The sequence below is a fragment of the Streptomyces sp. NPDC051133 genome (genome assembly GCF_040682635.1).
Classification (GTDB): domain Bacteria; phylum Actinomycetota; class Actinomycetes; order Streptomycetales; family Streptomycetaceae; genus Streptomyces.
Genome location: NZ_JBFBBK010000067.1, coordinates 1 through 15,824, shown reverse-complemented (window position 1 = coordinate 15,824; position 15,824 = coordinate 1). Strand labels below are relative to the sequence as shown.

12 protein-coding genes and 1 pseudogene are annotated in these 15,824 nt (G+C 74.5%); 11 read left to right on the top strand and 2 right to left on the bottom strand.

Annotated elements, in window-relative coordinates; genetic code table 11:
• The first annotated feature begins 108 nt into the window (after nucleotides 1-108).
• From AB0N17_RS40175 to AB0N17_RS40135, 9 genes and pseudogenes are all read left to right on the top strand, one after another.
• A complete protein-coding gene (locus AB0N17_RS40175) occupies nucleotides 109-2,574 on the top strand; it encodes a SpoIIE family protein phosphatase (RefSeq protein ID WP_366016621.1) in 2,466 nt (821 codons plus the stop codon).
• 137 nt (nucleotides 2,575-2,711) lie between these two features.
• Nucleotides 2,712-3,431, top strand: a complete 720-nt coding sequence (locus tag AB0N17_RS40170) for a class I SAM-dependent methyltransferase (protein WP_366016620.1) — start codon at nucleotides 2,712-2,714, stop codon at nucleotides 3,429-3,431.
• A gap of 120 nt (nucleotides 3,432-3,551) precedes the next feature.
• On the top strand, nucleotides 3,552-4,385 hold the full coding sequence (locus AB0N17_RS40165) for a M55 family metallopeptidase (RefSeq protein WP_366016619.1): 834 nt from the start codon (nucleotides 3,552-3,554) through the stop codon (nucleotides 4,383-4,385).
• A complete protein-coding gene (locus AB0N17_RS40160; RefSeq protein WP_366016618.1) occupies nucleotides 4,378-5,694 on the top strand; it encodes a M20/M25/M40 family metallo-hydrolase in 1,317 nt (438 codons plus the stop codon). The genes AB0N17_RS40165 and AB0N17_RS40160 overlap by 8 nt, the downstream gene beginning before the upstream one ends.
• A 95-nt stretch (nucleotides 5,695-5,789) precedes the next feature.
• Nucleotides 5,790-7,742 carry a prolyl oligopeptidase family serine peptidase gene (locus tag AB0N17_RS40155; RefSeq protein ID WP_366016617.1) on the top strand — a complete coding sequence of 651 codons (1,953 nt, stop codon included), beginning with the start codon at nucleotides 5,790-5,792 and terminating at the stop codon, nucleotides 7,740-7,742.
• Entirely contained in the window at nucleotides 7,739-8,662 is a 924-nt protein-coding gene (locus AB0N17_RS40150) for an LD-carboxypeptidase (protein WP_366016616.1), read from the top strand. Before AB0N17_RS40155 ends, AB0N17_RS40150 begins: the two co-directional genes overlap by 4 nt.
• Nucleotides 8,663-8,666: 4 nt before the next feature.
• Nucleotides 8,667-9,380, top strand: a pseudogene (locus tag AB0N17_RS40145) (CocE/NonD family hydrolase C-terminal non-catalytic domain-containing protein); the annotation flags it as partial.
• Between the two features lie 59 nt (nucleotides 9,381-9,439).
• Nucleotides 9,440-9,988, top strand: coding sequence for a GNAT family protein (locus tag AB0N17_RS40140; protein ID WP_366016615.1), 549 nt, complete (start codon nucleotides 9,440-9,442; stop codon nucleotides 9,986-9,988).
• A gap of 81 nt (nucleotides 9,989-10,069) precedes the next feature.
• A complete protein-coding gene (locus AB0N17_RS40135; protein WP_366016614.1) occupies nucleotides 10,070-12,031 on the top strand; it encodes a DUF5107 domain-containing protein in 1,962 nt (653 codons plus the stop codon).
• Nucleotides 12,032-12,036: 5 nt separating this feature from the next.
• Here AB0N17_RS40135 and AB0N17_RS40130 read toward each other — a convergent pair whose 3' ends face one another.
• Nucleotides 12,037-12,384 carry a VOC family protein gene (locus AB0N17_RS40130; protein WP_366016613.1) on the bottom strand — a complete coding sequence of 116 codons (348 nt, stop codon included), beginning with the start codon at nucleotides 12,382-12,384 and terminating at the stop codon, nucleotides 12,037-12,039.
• Nucleotides 12,385-12,466: 82 nt separating this feature from the next.
• Here AB0N17_RS40130 and AB0N17_RS40125 point away from each other — a divergent pair, with 82 nt between their 5' ends.
• Nucleotides 12,467-12,886, top strand: coding sequence for a phage holin family protein (locus AB0N17_RS40125; protein WP_366016612.1), 420 nt, complete (start codon nucleotides 12,467-12,469; stop codon nucleotides 12,884-12,886).
• Nucleotides 12,887-12,984: 98 nt separating this feature from the next.
• Here the strand turns inward: AB0N17_RS40125 and AB0N17_RS40120 are convergent, their stop codons facing one another.
• Nucleotides 12,985-13,941, bottom strand: coding sequence for an LLM class F420-dependent oxidoreductase (locus AB0N17_RS40120; protein ID WP_366016611.1), 957 nt, complete (start codon nucleotides 13,939-13,941; stop codon nucleotides 12,985-12,987).
• Between the two features lie 215 nt (nucleotides 13,942-14,156).
• On the opposite strand from AB0N17_RS40120, the gene AB0N17_RS40115 reads away from it, so the two are divergent.
• A partial coding sequence (locus tag AB0N17_RS40115) for an NAD(P)/FAD-dependent oxidoreductase (RefSeq protein ID WP_366016610.1) occupies nucleotides 14,157-15,824 on the top strand: 1,668 nt, incomplete at its 3' end.

The following is a 15,824-nucleotide window of genomic DNA, read 5'->3' as shown; positions in this document are numbered from 1 at the left end:
TGAAACCAATTACCGGATTGCCACACATCGCGACCGGCCGCCGCCTTACCGTAGTGGCGGGCGGCACAGATCGTTTGGGTACAGCCGTGGGGAGAGAGGGCCTGGGCCATGGACCGTGGCAGCGAGCGGGACACACCTCCCGAGCGCGGCGCCGGGAGCGCCGCGGCCGGCCGGATTCCGCTGGCCGTGGTCGTCGTGGACCGCGACGGACTGGTGTCCCACTGGAGCAGCGGCGCGCGCCGGCTGTTCGGCGTGGACCGGGAGGACGCCGTCGGACATCCCGCGGCCGACCTGCTGCCGGTCTCGGGCGCCCTCACCCACGACCTGCACGGCGAGTCGATGCCGGACGCCTACGAGACGTACGACGGGCTCGGCCCCGACCTGGAGGCCTCGCTCGGCAGGCACACCGCCTACGCCACGGCCGGCCGGGCCCGGCTCGCCGCGCACCGGCAGTCGGCCGACGCCGAGCGGCTCGACGTGCTGTGGTGGGCCTATCCGCTGGTCGGACCCGGCCCGTCCCGGCTGCTCGTGCTCGCCGCCGACGCCACCCGGCTGCGCGACGAGCGCGGCTACGACGACGAGACCGCGGAACGCATCGCGCCCGGCTTCGCCCGCCACACCGAGCTGCCCGCCTCCGACGACCTCGAACGGCGGCTGCCCGAGATCCTGCCCAACATGGGCCCGGGGCTGAGCGGCCGGATCGTCTCCCAGGTGCTGGAACTGGGCTATCCGGTCCTGGAGTTCAGTCAGTTCGACCGGGTGCCCGTCACCCCGTACTGGGGCGTGCCCCGCCGCCCCGGCCGCGCCCGCGCCGAGGAGCCGCAGCCACAGCCGCAGCGGCAGCCGCGGCCGGCGGTGGCCGTCGTCCCGGCCGGTGCCGAACTGGACCTGGAGTACGCGGCCGTCCGCGAGCGGCTGGAGTTCCTCAACGAGGTCAGCTCCGGCATCGGCACCTCCCTCGACCTCGGCGAGACCATCCGCGAGGTCACCAGTGCCGCCGTGCCCCGCTTCGCGGACTTCGCCGGCACCCACCTGCGCGCCGCCGTCCTCGCGGGCGAGGGCTTCCCGGACGGCCCGCCGGACGCCACCACCGTGATGTTCCGGGTGTGGGTCGAGCACAACGACGAACCCGGCCGCTGGGACGACACCGTGCCCGTCGGCGAGGCCTTCGCCTTCCCCGAACACACCCCGTTCTACAAGTGCATGGTCACCGGCGAGCCCGTCCTCGTCCCGCGGGTCACCGAGGAACTGAGCGAGCGCATCGCCGGCGAGTTCGAGAAGCGCGACCTCAGGCCGCTCATCGGCGGGCGCTCCCTGCTGATCGTGCCGCTCAAGGCGCGCAACGTCGTCCTCGGCTTCATGGTGCTGATGCGCCGCCCCGACCGCCCGCAGTTCGACGACATGGACCGCACCACCGGCGCCGAACTCGCCGCCCGCGCGGGCCTCGTCCTCGACAACGCCCGCATGTACACCTACCAGGAGAACGTCGCCGACACCCTGCAGGACAGCATGCTCCCGCAGGTCACCCCGCGGATGGCCGGCTGCGACGTCGCCACCCGCTATCTGCCCGGCACCCGGCTCGGCCGGATCGGCGGCGACTGGTTCGACACCATCAAACTGCCCGGTTCGCGCACCGCCCTCGTCGTCGGCGACGTGATGGGCCACGGCCTGAACTCGGCCGCGATGATGGGCCAGTTGCGCACCGCCGTCCAGACCATGGCCACGATGGAGACCCCGCCCGCCCAACTGCTGCGCAACCTGGACGACCTGGCCCGCAGGCTCGGCGACACCTACCTCGCCACGTGCCTGTACGCCGTCTACGACCCCATCCGCGGGGAGCTGACCCTCGCCAACGCCGGGCACATCCCGCCCGTGCTGGTGCGCGCCGAGGACGGCAGCAGCGAACTCCTCGACCTGCCCACCGGTGCGCCCATAGGCGTCGGCGGTGTCCCCTTCGAGGTGACCCGGGTCAAGGTCGCGCCCGGCGACCGGCTGGTGCTGTGCACCGACGGCCTGGTCGAGGTGCGCGGCTCCGACATCGGCGAGGGCCTGGCCGCGCTCTGCGAGTCCGCCGCGCACCCCGCCGCCTCCATGGACGACGCCTGCGACACCATCATCCGCGCCCTGAACACCCGCGGCGGTCGCAAGGACGACGTCGCCCTGCTCATGGCCAGGCTCAACGGCATCCCCCAGGACCACGTCGCCGAATGGCCGCTCGACGCCGACCCGCGCGAGGTGGCCCGGGCCCGCCGGCTGGTCCGCGAGCAGCTCCTCGACTGGGGTCTGCCGCAGGCCGTGGAGACGGCCCAGCTGCTGGTCAGCGAGGTCGTCACCAACGCTGTACGGCACGCCGAGGGCGACCGGATCGGGCTGCGGGTGGTGCGCACCGACGCGCTGTTGTTCGAGGTCACCGACGACGAACCCGCCCTCCCGGCCATGCTCGCCGCCGGGCCCCTCGACGAGTCGGGCCGCGGGCTGCGCGTGGTGAGCCGGCTGGCCCGGGAGTGGGGCGCCAGCGGCAGCGGACACCGCAAGACCGTCTGGTTCGAACAGGCGGTCACCGGACACCGCTGACCAGGGGCGCGACCGGCCCTCGCGCGCCCCGCCGGTTGACCGGGGTCCGTACATCCGGTGAAGGTGACTTCCGGCCTCTTGCCCCGGCCCGACTCTCCGCGATATTCCGATCACGGAACCGACCGTGGGGAGATCGCATGAACGTCTCGGACAACTACCGCAACGCCTGGGAAAGTTACTGGAGCCAGACCTCCGACGCCACGGGCGACGCGATCTGGGACGCCGACCCCTCCCTGTCCGCCGCCCCGCACAGCGAACTGCTGCTGCCCCACGCGGACCCTGCCCGCACCATCGTCGACCTCGGCTGCGGCAACGGCACCCAGACCCGCTACCTGGCCACCCGGTTCGCCCGGGCCGTCGGCGTCGACCTCTCGCACGCCGCCGTGGAGCACGCCCGCCGCGCCGCCGACGGCTCCTCCATCGAGTTCCGGCAGCTCGACCTCACCGACACCGATGCCGTCCACGCCCTGCACGACCAGCTCGGCGACAGCAACGTCTACATGCGTGCCGTCATCCACCAGAGCGAACCCGCCGCACGCCCCGCGGTCGCCGCGGCCGTCGCCGCGCTCCTCGGCACCGAGGGACGCGCCTTCGTCGCCGAACTCACCTCCGGCTCCCGGGACGTCCTCAAGCAGGCCGCGGCCCAGCCGGGCGGGCCCGGCCCCAAACTGCAGCGCGTCTTCCACCACGGGCTCAAACCCGCCGACGCCGACGACGAGGAGATCCCGCGCCTGCTCGGCGACGCCGGCCTGAAGATCCTCGCCGAGGGGGAGACGACCCTGCCGCAGACCGAGCACCTGACCGACGGCACCCGCATCGACCTGCCCGCCCGCTGGTTCGTCCTCGCCGGCCGGTAGACCGCCGCACCTTTCCGCCCGCCGGCCCGCCGGGGAGCGCGGGACGCACGGCTGCCCGGCGGCCCCGTCCCGCGCCGCGGTCGTAGCCTGGGCGCTTTCCGGCGCGTAACGTGACGGAGCATGAAGATCCTCATCAGTGCCGACATGGAGGGGGCCACGGGTGTCACCTGGCCGGCCGACGTGCTGCCGGGGACGCCGCAGTGGGAGCGGTGCCGGTCGATGTTCACCTCCGACGTGAACGCCGCCGCCGAGGGCTTCTTCGACGGCGGGGCAGAGCACGTACTTGTCAACGAGGCCCACTGGAGCATGCGCAACCTGCTGCTGGAGCGGCTGGACGACCGGGTCGAGATGCTCACCGGACGGCACAAGGCGCTGTCCATGGTGGAGGGCGTGCAGCACGGCGACGTCGACGGCATCGCGTTCGTCGGCTACCACGCGGCCGCCGGCATGGAGGGCGTCCTCGCCCACACCTACCTCGCCAACCAGATCACCGGGGTGTGGCTGGACGACGTCCGCGCCAGCGAGGGTCTGCTCAACGCGCGCGTCGTCGCCGAGTACGGCGTCCCCGTCGTCCTCGTCACCGGCGACGACGTGGCCTGCGAGGACGCGCTCGGCTACGCGCCCGAGGCGCCGAAGGTCGCGGTCAAGGACCATGTGTCGCGGTACGCGGCCGTCTGCCGCACCCCGGCCCGTACCGCCGCCGACATCCGGGCGGCGGCCAAGGAGGCCGCGCGGCTGGCGGTGCGGCACGAACCGGTGCACGCCGGGCCGTTCACGGTCGCCGTCGAGTTCGACGCCGAGCACCTGGCGATGGCCGCCACCGTGGTGCCCGGGGTCGCGCGGGTGGGGGAGCGCAAGGTGGCCTACACCAGCGCCACGATGTACGAGGGGATCCGGACGTTCAAGGCGGTCACCACGATCGTCTCCGCCGCCGTGGAGGAGCAGTATGGCTGAGCTGCAGGCCGATGAGCTGGCCCTGGCCGAGGTCGTGGAGTTCACCTCCGGTCTGATCCGGATCGACACCACCAACCGGGGCGGCGGCGACTGCCGGGAGCGGCCGGCCGCCGAGTACGCGGCCGAACGCCTGGCCGGGGCGGGCCTGGAACCGCTGCTGCTGGAACGCACCCCGGGCCGCACCAACGTCGTCGCCCGGATCGAGGGCACCGACCCGTCCGCCGACGCGCTGCTGGTGCACGGTCATCTCGACGTGGTGCCCGCCGAGGCCGCCGACTGGAGCGTGCACCCCTTCTCCGGTGAGGTCCGCGACGGCGTCGTGTGGGGGCGCGGCGCCGTCGACATGAAGAACATGGACGCGATGGTCCTCGCCGTCGTGCGCGGCTGGGCCCGGCAGGGCGTAAGGCCCCGCCGGGACATCGTCCTCGCGTTCACGGCCGACGAGGAGGCCAGTGCCGAGGACGGCTCCGGGTTCCTCGCCGACACCCACCCGGAGCTGTTCGAGGGCTGCACCGAGGGCATCAGCGAGTCAGGCGCCTTCACCTTCCACGACGGTACCGGCCGGCAGATCTACCCGATCGCGGCGGGGGAGCGGGGCACCGGCTGGCTCAGGCTCACCGCGCGCGGCCGGGCCGGGCACGGCTCCAAGGTGAACAAGGAGAACGCGGTCACCCGGCTCGCCGCCGCCGTCACCCGCATCGGCGAGCACGAGTGGCCGCTGAGGCTCACCCCGACCGTCCGGGCCGCGCTCACCGAACTCGCCGCCCTGTACGGCATCGACGCCGACTTCGGGGACGTGGACCGGCTGCTGGAGAAGCTCGGGCCGGCGGCCAAGCTGGTCGAGGCGACCGTGCGCAACAGCGCCAACCCGACCATGCTGGAGGCCGGTTACAAGCTCAACGTCATCCCCGGCGAGGCCGTCGCCTACGTGGACGGACGCTGCCTGGCCGGCACCGAGGACGAGTTCCGTGCCACCCTCGACCGGCTCACCGGCCCCGACGTGGACTGGGAGTACGCGCACCGGGAGGTGGCCCTGCAGGCGCCGGTGGACTCGCCCACGTTCGCGGCGATGCGGGCCGCCGTCGAGGAGTTCGCCCCCGAGGGGCACGTCGTGCCGTACTGCATGTCGGGCGGCACGGACGCCAAGCAGTTCTCCCGGCTGGGCATCACCGGATACGGTTTCAGCCCGCTGAAGCTGCCCGCGGACCTCGACTACCAGGCGCTGTTCCACGGCGTGGACGAGCGGGTGCCCGTGGAGGCGCTGCACTTCGGCGTCCGGGTCCTCGACCGCTTCCTGCGCGCGGTGTAGAGGCGCGGAGGCGCGGAGGCGCGGAGGCGCGGAGGCAGGACGGGTTCCGCGGATGTCCCGCGGAGCCCGGGCAGACGACGGAGGAGGGGGACGAGGTGCTGAGGTCGCCGTACGGATCGTGGCCGTCGCCCGTCGACGCGGCGCTGGCCGCCGCGCACGACGGCCGGCCGGAGTGGGCGGGGTTCGTCGGGGACGAGGTGTGGTGGACCGAGCCACGCCCCGAGGAGGGCGGGCGCCGGGCCCTGGTCCGGCGCCGGGCCGACGGCGGCGAGGAGTCGGTGCTGCCCGCGCCGTGGAACGTGCGCAGCCGGGTCATCGAGTACGGCGGCCGGCCCTGGGCCGGGGTGGTCCGGGACGGCCGGCCCCTCGTGGTCTTCGCGCACTTCGCCGACCAGCGGCTGTACCGGTACGAGCCCGGCGGCGAGCCGCGTCCGCTGACGCCCGTGTCGGCGGTGGGCGGGGGACTGCGCTGGGCCGAGCCGCAGGTGGACCTCGCGCGCGGTGAGGTGTGGTGCGTGCTGGAGGAGTTCACCGGGGACGGCCCCGGTGACGTGCGGCGCGTCCTGGCCGCCGTACCGCTGGACGGCTCGGCCGCCGAGGACCGGGGCGCGGTCCGTGAACTCACCGGCGAACGGCACCGGTTCGTCACCGGTCCGCGCCTGTCGCCCGACGGCCGCCGGGCCGCGTGGCTGGCCTGGGACCATCCGCGGATGCCGTGGGAGGGGACGGAGCTGCTGGTCGCGCACGTGCGGGACGACGGCCGGCTGGAGGACGTGCAGACGGTCGCCGGTGGACCGGACGAGGCGATCGCGCAGGTCGAATGGTCCACGGACGGCAGGATCCTGTATACGAGCGACCGCGGCGGCTGGTGGAACCTCTACCGCGACGGCACCCCGCTGTGCCCGCGCGAGGAGGAGTTCGGCGGCCCCCTCTGGCAACTGGGCCTGCGCTGGTTCGCGCCGCTGGCGAGCGGTCTGATCGCGGTCGTCCACGGTAGGGGGGCGACCGTATGCGGGATATTGGATCCCGAATCCGGTGAGATCGTCGACGCCGCCGGCCCCTGGACCGAGTTCACCGCCACCCTCGCGGTGCACGGCGACCGCGTGGTCGCGGTCGGCGCCAGTCCGCGGAGCGGGCACGAGGTGGTGGAGCTGGACACCGCCACCGGCCGCGCCCGCGCGATCGGCGCCCGGCACCGGGACCCGGTCGACCCCGCGTACTACCCCGAGCCGCAGATCCGCGTCTTCACCGGCCCGGACGGCCGCGAGGTGCACGCCCACGTCTATCCCCCGCACCACCCGGAACACTCCGCCCCCGACGGTGAGCTGCCGCCCTACGTCATCTGGGCGCACGGCGGTCCCACCAGCCGGGTGCCGCTCGTGCTGGACCTGGGCATCGCCTACTTCACCTCGCGTGGCATCGGCGTCGCCGAGGTGAACTACGGCGGCTCCACCGGATACGGCCGGGCCTACCGCGAGCGGCTGCGCGAGCAATGGGGGGTGGTCGACGTCGAGGACTGCGCCGCCGTCGCCCGGGCCCTGGCCGAGGAGGGCACCGCCGACCCGGACCGGCTCGCGATCCGGGGCGGCAGCGCGGGGGGCTGGACCACCGCCGCCTCGCTGACCACGACCGACGTCTACGCCTGCGGCACGATTCTCTACCCCGTCCTGGACCTCACCACCTGGGGCCCGGGGGAGACGCACGACTTCGAGTCCCGCTACCTGGAGTCGCTGATCGGACCGCTCGCCGAGGTGCCCGCCCGGTACGCCGACCGCTCGCCGACCACCCGTGCCGACCGGCTCACCGTGCCCTTCCTGCTGCTGCAGGGCCTGGACGACGTCATCTGCCCGCCCGCCCAGTGCGCGACGTTCCTCTCCCGGATCGAGGGCCGGGGCGTGCCGCACGCCTACCTCACGTTCGCCGGGGAGGGGCACGGGTTCAGGCGGGCGGAGACGATGGTGCGGGCGCTGGAGGCCGAACTGTCCCTGTACGCTCAGGTGTTCGGGCTGGACGTGCCCGGTGTCCCGAGACTGGAGCTGCACACGTGACGAGCCTGACGCGCCCGCCGCGGCTGGCCCCCGGCGCCCGGGTGGCCGTCGTCGCCCCCAGCGGCCCGGTGCCCGAGGAGCGGCTCCAGGCGGGCCTCGACGTGCTGCGCGGCTGGGACCTCGACCCGGTCGTGGCGCCCCATGTGCTGGACCGCCACGGCGAGCTGGGCTATCTGGCGGGCGGCGACGCCGATCGCGCGGCCGACCTGCAGACCGCCTGGTGCGACCCGTCCGTGGCCGCGGTGCTGTGCGCCCGTGGCGGCTACGGCGCCCAGCGCATGGTCGGCCTGCTCGACTGGCGGGCCATGCGCGAGGCCGGACCCAAGGTGTTCGTCGGCTTCAGCGACGTGACCGTCCTGCACCAGGCGTTCGCCACGCGGCTCGGCCTGGTGAGCCTGTACGGGCCGGCGGCCGCCGGGGTCGACTTCATCAAGAGCGCCCGCGCGCAGGAGCACCTGAGGGCGACCCTGTTCGCCCCGGAGACGACCCGGACGCTTGCCTCGGCCGGGTCGGCGCTGGCGCCGGGGCGGGCCCGCGGGGTGACCCTCGGCGGCTGTCTGACCCTGCTGGCCGCCGACCTCGGCACCCCGTTCGCCCGGGCCGGCGCCCGGGGCGGGCTGCTGCTCCTCGAGGAGGTGGCCGAGGCGCCGTACAGCGTGGACCGGCTGCTGACCCAGCTGCTGCGTTCCGGCTGGCTCGACGGGGTCGCCGGGATCGGGCTCGGCTCCTGGCGCGACTGCGGCCGGTACGAGGAGCTGCGCGCCGTCCTGGCCGACCGGCTCGGCGGGCTCGGCGTGCCGGTCGTCGAGGAGCTGCGCTTCGGGCACTGCGACGACGCGGTGACGGTGCCGTTCGGCGTCGGCGCCGAACTCGACGCCGGTGCGGGGACGTTGACGCTGGACGAGCCCGCACTGCGCTGACCGCGGCCGGCGCGTCCTCGCCTGGTTCCAGCGCTACCTGAGGAAGGACACGAGCACCGGCACCGGCCCCGCCTTCGCCTCCTACCGGGACTGGATCACGGACCCGGTCCGCACCTACGCCACCGCCGACCGGGTCCCCGCCCTCGGCCGGACCCTGTACCTCTCCGGCGACGGCACGCTCGTCGGCACCCGCGCCGAGGTGACCCCCGGCCGCCGCACCTACACCAACTGGCCCGTTCCGACCATCCATTCGGAGAGCTCCCTGGCCGGCGTCATTGGCCTGCCCGACCCGGCGCCGCACGACACCGAGGGCACCTACCTCGCCTGGACCGGCGCACCCCTCGGCCACGCCGTCGACGTCGTCGGCGCCCCGCGGGTCACGCTCAAGGTCGTCTCCCCGAAGGCCGAACGCACCCAGGACTCCGGCGACGCGGCCGACCGGCTGGTGCTGTTCGCCAAGCTCGACGACGTCGCGCCCGACGGCACCCGGACGCTGGTGCACCGGCTGGTCGCCCCGGTCCGGGTTCCCGACGTGACCCAGCGCTTCACCGTGACGCTGCCGGGCATCGTGCACCGGTTCGCCCCCGGTCACCGGCTGCGGTTCGTCGTCGCGGCCGGCGACGACGCCTACCTGGGCAACCGCGGGATCAAACCGGTGGCGGTGGTCAGCTCGCCGGGGGACACCGGGGTGCTGCGGCTGCCGGTCGCCGGCGGCTGAGCCGCACGGGTGCGCGATTTCCGCGGGACGGCACGCGCGGGACGCCGTACGCTGACCGGATGCCGCACACCGCACCCCACTACCTCGCCGAGGGCCCGCGCGTGGCCGTCCGTCACTTCACCCTCGACGACGGACCCGAGTTCATCGCGGGGGTCCGCGAGAGCAAGGACCTGCACCGGCCCTGGCTGTTCCCGCCGGACAGCGACGAGGCCTACGCCGCCTACGCGCGCCCGCTGATCGAGGACCCGGCCAAGGCCGGTTTCCTGGTGTGCGAGAAGGACGGCGGGGCCATCGCCGGGTACATCAACATCAACAACATCGTGCGCGGCGCCTTCCAGTGCGGCGCGCTCGGGTACGGGGCCTTCGCCCACGCCGCCGGACGCGGTCTGATGCGCGAGGGCCTCGACCTGGTCATCGGGTACGCCTTCGGCCCGCTCGGCCTGCACCGCCTGGAGATCAACGTACAGCCCGAGAACGTCGCCTCCGTGGCGATGGCACGGGGCGCCGGCTTCCGGCTGGAGGGGTTCTCCCCGGCCATGCTGTTCATCGACGGCGCCTGGCGCGACCACGAACGCTGGGCCCTCACCGCCGAGATGCGCACCACCTGAGGCCGGCCGGCGCGCAGGCGGGGGCCTTTGCGCAATCCTGACCGGCACCTCCCCTGGCCGAGTCGGCCTCCGCCGGGTTCCATGGTCATCGTGACCAGGATCCGACGTGAGGTACTGACGCTGCCCGCCGCGCGGTTGGGCCCGGACGATCCCCTGCCCCCACTGCGCCCCCTCGACGAGGTCCACCGCATCGACGACCGCGACCGGGACGGCATGCCCGCGGACATGGCCCGTCAGCTCGGCCACGAGCCGCTGCGCAGCCTGCTCCCGGTCCGCGTCCGCGACGGCTACGACAGAACCCGCGAACCCCGCGCCCTCGACGCCCTGGTGATCGAGAACGACCGGCTGCGCGCCACCGTCCTGCCCGGCCTCGGCGGCCGCGTCGCCTCCCTGCTCCACCTGCCCACCGGACGCGAACTCCTCTACCGCAACCCGGTGTTCCAGCCCGCCAACTTCGCCCTCAACGGCGCCTGGTTCTCCGGCGGCATCGAGTGGAACATCGGCGCCACCGGCCACACCACCCTCTCCTGCGCCCCCGTGCACGCCGCCCGCGTCCCCGCCCCGGACGGCGGCGAGATGCTGCGCCTGTGGGAGTGGGAGCGGCTGCGCGACCTGCCCTTCCAGGTCGACCTGTGGCTGCCCGACGGCTCCGACTTCCTCCACGTCGGCGTCCGCATCCGCAACCCGCACGAGCGGCCCGTGCCGGCGTACTGGTGGTCCAACATCGCCGTACCGGAGGAGGTCCGCGTCCTCGCCCCCGCGCAGGAGGCCTGGCACTTCGGCTACGAGCGCCGCCTGCGCCGCGTCCCCGTCCCGGCCCACGACGGCATCGACCGCACCCACCCCCTCGCCGGCCCCTACGCCGCCGACTACTTCTACGAGGTCCCGGACGGCCGCCGCCGCTGGATCGCCGCGCTGGACGCCGACGGGCACGGGCTGGTGCAGACCTCCACCGACGCCCTGCGCGGCCGCAAACTGTTCGTCTGGGGCCATCTGCCCGGCGGCCGGCGCTGGCAGCAGTGGCTCACCGAGCCCGGCACCGGCGGCTACTGCGAGATCCAGGCCGGACTCGCCCGCACCCAGCTGGAACACGTCCGGCTGGAGGCGGAGAGCGAGATCTCCTGGCTGGAGGCGTACGGACCGCTCGACGCCGCGCCCGAGGGGGAGTGGACCCAGGTGGTCCGGGGCGCCGAGGAGCGGCTGGAGTCGGTGCTGCCCCGCGCCGGGGTCGAGCAGGCGTACGCGGCCTGGGCACGGCACGCCGACACCGAACCCGGCGAGGTCCTGGCCACCGGCTCCGGCTGGGGCGCGCTCGAGGTGCTGCGCGCCGACCGGAAGCTGCCCGGCACCCCGTTCCCCGAGTCCACCCTCGGCGAGGCACAGGCGCCCTGGCGGGAGCTGCTGCGCACCGGCACCCTGCCGGAGCCGCGCCGGGTACGGCCGCCCGGCGAGACCCTCGTCGCCCCGCACTGGCGGGACATGCTGGAGACCGCGCCCGCCACCCCGCACACCGAGTACCACCTCGGCGTCGCCCAGTGGCACGCCGGCGACCGCGCCCAGGCCGTCCGCAGCTGGGAGCGCGCCCTCGAACTCGCCCCGTCGCTCTGGCCGTCGCTGCGCTGCCTGGCCGTCGCCGACCAGGAGTCCGGCCATCACGAGCGGGCCGCCGAACGCTACGCCGACGCCTTCGACGACCTGTGCCGCGAGCGGCGCGACGACGGCGAGACATGGACCGCCGCCGTGGCCGCGCTCGGCCGCGAGACCCTCCGGGCGCTGCTCCGGGTGGGGCGCACGGCGGACGCCCGGGCCACCTGGGACCGGCTGCTGCCCGCCGTCCGCCGGCGCGGCAGGTTCCGGCTGCTGGAGGCCGAACTGCTGCTCGCCGAGGGGCGGCGCGCCGAGGCCCGGGCCGTCTTCGACGCCGGGTTCGAGGTCGCCGACCTGCGGGAGGGCGAGGAGGTGCTCGGCAGGCTGTGGGCCCGGCTCACCGACGACCCGCTGCCCGCCCGCTACGACTTCCGGATGCGGCCCGACGCGGTCTGACCGGCTCAGCCGCGCTGGTCGACGTACTCGAACACCGACCCGTCCGGATGCATCGCGATCAGGTTCCGGCCCGCCGGCGTCGGCACCGGCCCCGCGATCACGTGGGCGCCGAGGCCGGTCAGCAGCCGGTGGGCCTCGTCCACGTCCGCGACGGCGATGGTCGCGACGACCTTGCGCAGGATCTCCAGCTCCGCCTCGGGTCCGCTCATCAGCAGGAAGGAGCCGATCGCGGCCACCTGCACCCCGCCGCGCTCGAAACGCTGGGCCGTGCCGCCCGCCAGCCGCTCGTAGAAGGGGACCGCGGTCTCGATGTCGTCGACGCAGATGCGCAGCGAGGCGCCCAGAATCTCCATGCGCCCGAGCCTAGTTGGGGTGCCCGGCGCGGCCCAGGGGCCCTGGCGTTACCCGCCGTGTTCGCAGGGTACCCGCAGGGGTATGGACCGTTTGGATCACCTGGAACATCTCGACAAGCACCTGGTCGACGAACTGGCGCAGGTGGCACGCGAGACGGTACGCGACGAGCTGCGCGAGCAGAGCCGCAAGCAGCGCCGCACCGCCATGCTCTACGCCGCGTCCGGCGCGCTGGCCCTGTACGCGGGCGCCGCCCTGGCGCTCGCCCTCGGCCTGGCCCTCGCCCTCGGCCTGCCCGACTGGGCGTCCGCCCTGATCACCGCGGCCGTCCTGGCCGTGGCGGCCTACGTCCTGCGCGGCGCGGCCCACCCGAGCCGGCCCCACCCGTCCGCCCCGCACCGCGTGATCGGCGGCGACGCCCCCGCCGCCCCGCCGAGCGGGCTCGGCGTGCCGTACCCGCCGATGCCGAAGGAGCCCCCGGAGGCACCGCACCACCGGGCCTGACGAATCCGCCCGGGCCGCCGCACGACCCGGCGGTCGCACGACCCGGCGGGTGGACGTGTCCTGACGTACGGACACGTCCACCCGCCGGGTCCGCCGCCTCATCCGGTGAGCTGCGGCAGCACCTTGGTGCGGTAGAAGTCGAAGAACCCCCGCTGGTCGTCCCCGATCTGGTTCACGTACACGCGGTCGAACCCCGCGTCGGCGTACGCCCGCAGCGTGGACACGTGCTGCTCGACGTCGTCGCCGCACACCACCTTCTGACGCACCATGTCCTCGGTGACCAGCTCGTGCAGCTGCTCGAAGTGCCGGGGCGAGGGCAGCACCTGTCCCATCTCGCCGGGCAGCAGCTCGTTGTACCAGAGCCGGTGCACCGTACGGACGCACGCCTCGCGGTCGGCGCCGTAACAGACCTTCGTCCCGCCGCTGACCGGCTTCGCCCCGCCGCCGCCCTTGCGGAACTGGGTGACCATCTCCTCCTCCGGCATCATCGAGATGTACCCGTCGCCCACCCGGGCGGCGAGGGAGATCGCCTTGGGGCCGAAGCCGGAGATGTCGATCGGCACCGGTTCGTCGGGGACGGTGTACAGGCGCGCGTTCTCCACGGTGTAGTGCGTGCCGTGGTGGCTGACCTCCTCCCCGGTGAACAGCCGGCGCATCACCTGGATGGCCTCCTCCAGCATCTCCAGGCGCACGTGCAGCGGGGGCCAGCGGTCGCCGAGGATGTGCTCGTTCAGTGCCTCGCCGGTGCCGACGCCCAGCCGGAAGCGGCCCTCCGTCATCACCGCGCTCGTCGCCGCGGCCTGCGCCACCACCGCCGGGTGCATTCGCACGGTCGGGCAGGTCACCGCCGTCTCGACGGGCAGCGACACCGCCTCCGACAGGGCGCCGATCACCGACCACACGAACGCGCTCTGCCCCTGTGCGTCGTTCCACGGGTGATAGTGGTCGGAGATCCACAGTGCCTGGAAGCCGGCCTGCTCGGCCATCCGGGCCTGTTCGACGAGCGCGGCGGGGTCGTGTTCCTCGCTCGCCAGGAAATAGCCGTACTCGGGCATGGGACGTACCTCCGCGCGGGGTGCCGCTCGTGTCGGTGTGACGGGTCGCGGGCCGGGTAACCGGGGGCGAAAGGGCGAAACGCCGGGGCGGACGGCGGGCCGGGGGCGGCGTTCGGGTGCTCCGACCGGCGTCCGGGTGACCGGTCCGGCGTTTGGGTGCCCCGGCCCCGGTTACGCGGAAAACCTGGGACGAGCCACACCGCCGGAGGCGCATCGTGAGTCGACCTCGCGTCGTGATCGTCGGCGCCGGTTTCGCCGGGTACCGGGCTGCTCGCACGCTGGCCCGGCTGACCCGGAACCGGGCCGAGATCACGCTGCTCAATCCGACCGACTACTTCCTGTACCTGCCTCTGCTGCCCCAGGTCGCCGCCGGTGTCCTGGAGGCCCGCAGGGTGACCGTCTCGCTGCCGGGCACCCTGCGCGGGGTGCGGCTGGTGCTCGGCGAGGCGGACGGTGTCGACCTCGACGGGAACGCGGTGCACTACACCGACCCCGAGGGCGGCACCGGCACCCTCGGCTACGAGCGGCTGGTGCTCGCCGTCGGCAGCGTCAACAAGCTGCTGCCCGTCCCGGGAGTGGCCGAGCACGCGCACGGGTTCCGGGGGCTGCCCGAGGCGCTCTACCTGCGTGACCACGTGACCCGGCAGGTGGAACTCGCCGGAAACGACGACCCGAGGACCGCCGCCGCCCGCTGCACCTTCGTGGTGGCCGGCGCGGGCTACACCGGTACGGAGGTCGCCGCGCACCTGCAGATGCTCACCGACCGGCTGGCCCGCCGGCAAGCGCTGCCCGGCGGGCTGCGACCGCGCTGGACGCTGCTGGACGTGGCGCCGCGGGTGCTGCCGGAGATGGACGAGCGGCTGTCGCGCACGGCGGACCGGGTGCTGCGGGACCGGGGCGTCGACGTGCGGACGGGCACGTCGGTGAAGGAGGCCACCCATGACGGGGTGCTGCTGACCGACGGGGAGTTCGTGCCGTCGCGGACGCTGGTGTGGTGCGTGGGCGTACGCCCGGATCCGCTGGTGCAGGCCGTCGGGCAGCCGCTGGAGCGCGGCCGGCTGATCGTCGACCCGTATCTGCAGGTGCCGGGGCGGCCCGAGGTGTTCGCGTGCGGGGACGCGGCCGCCGTGCCGGACCTCGAGGAGCCGGGGTCGTTCTGCCCGATGACGGCCCAGCACGCGTGGCGGCAGGGACGGGTGGCGGGGGAGAACGTGGCCGCCTCGCTCGGCCTCGGCCGCCGCCGGCGTGCGTACCGCCATCGCGACCTGGGCTTCGCCGTCGACCTGGGCGGTGTCCGGGCCGCCGCCAATCCCTTCGGTATCCCGCTGGCGGGTCCGGCGGCCGGTGCGGTCACGCGGGGCTACCATCTGGCGGCGCTGCCCGGCAACCGTGTCCGCGTGGCCGCCGACTGGCTGCTGGACGCCGTACTGCCGCGCCAGGGCGTCCAGTTGGGCCTCGTACGCTCCTGGTCGGTCCCGCTGGACACGGCCTCCCCGGAACTCCCCCGCGTACCGGGCGCCCCCGAGCGGCGAGCGGCCACCCCGGGCCCGCCCTCCGACACCGGCCCGCGCTCCCGGGAGCCGGCACAGCTCGGACCGGGGGACGGACCGGGCAGGGGCCTGCCGGACGAGGGCCTGCCGGACGAGGGCCTGCCGGGCAGGGGCCCACGGGACGGAGAGCAGACGAAGCCCGCCCCCGGCCGGGTCAGACGCGCAGACGCCCCGGGGGGCGCCGCCCCGGCCCGCCTCGCGCGGGGTCACGCGGCGGGCCCGGGGGGCGCCGCCCCGGTCCGCCCCGCGCGGGGTCACGTGGCGGGGGATCATCCGTCGCCTGGCCCGGTCAAGCGGGCGGATGTCGCGGGCGGTCCGGCGCGGCCCCGTAGG

Bases quoted from the DNA above. Each gene is read 5' to 3' on its own strand.
- AB0N17_RS40170 (WP_366016620.1), top strand. From the start codon at position 2,712: ATGAACGTCTCGGACAACTACCGCAACGCCTGGGAAAGTTACTGGAGC.
- AB0N17_RS40135 (WP_366016614.1), top strand. From the start codon at position 10,070: ATGGTCATCGTGACCAGGATCCGACGTGAGGTACTGACGCTGCCCGCC.
- AB0N17_RS40140 (WP_366016615.1), top strand. From the start codon at position 9,440: ATGCCGCACACCGCACCCCACTACCTCGCCGAGGGCCCGCGCGTGGCC.
- AB0N17_RS40165 (WP_366016619.1), top strand. From the start codon at position 3,552: ATGAAGATCCTCATCAGTGCCGACATGGAGGGGGCCACGGGTGTCACC.
- AB0N17_RS40130 (WP_366016613.1), bottom strand. From the start codon at position 12,384: ATGGAGATTCTGGGCGCCTCGCTGCGCATCTGCGTCGACGACATCGAG.
- AB0N17_RS40160 (WP_366016618.1), top strand. From the start codon at position 4,378: ATGGCTGAGCTGCAGGCCGATGAGCTGGCCCTGGCCGAGGTCGTGGAG.
- AB0N17_RS40125 (WP_366016612.1), top strand. From the start codon at position 12,467: ATGGACCGTTTGGATCACCTGGAACATCTCGACAAGCACCTGGTCGAC.
- AB0N17_RS40120 (WP_366016611.1), bottom strand. From the start codon at position 13,941: ATGCCCGAGTACGGCTATTTCCTGGCGAGCGAGGAACACGACCCCGCC.
- AB0N17_RS40175 (WP_366016621.1), top strand. From the start codon at position 109: ATGGACCGTGGCAGCGAGCGGGACACACCTCCCGAGCGCGGCGCCGGG.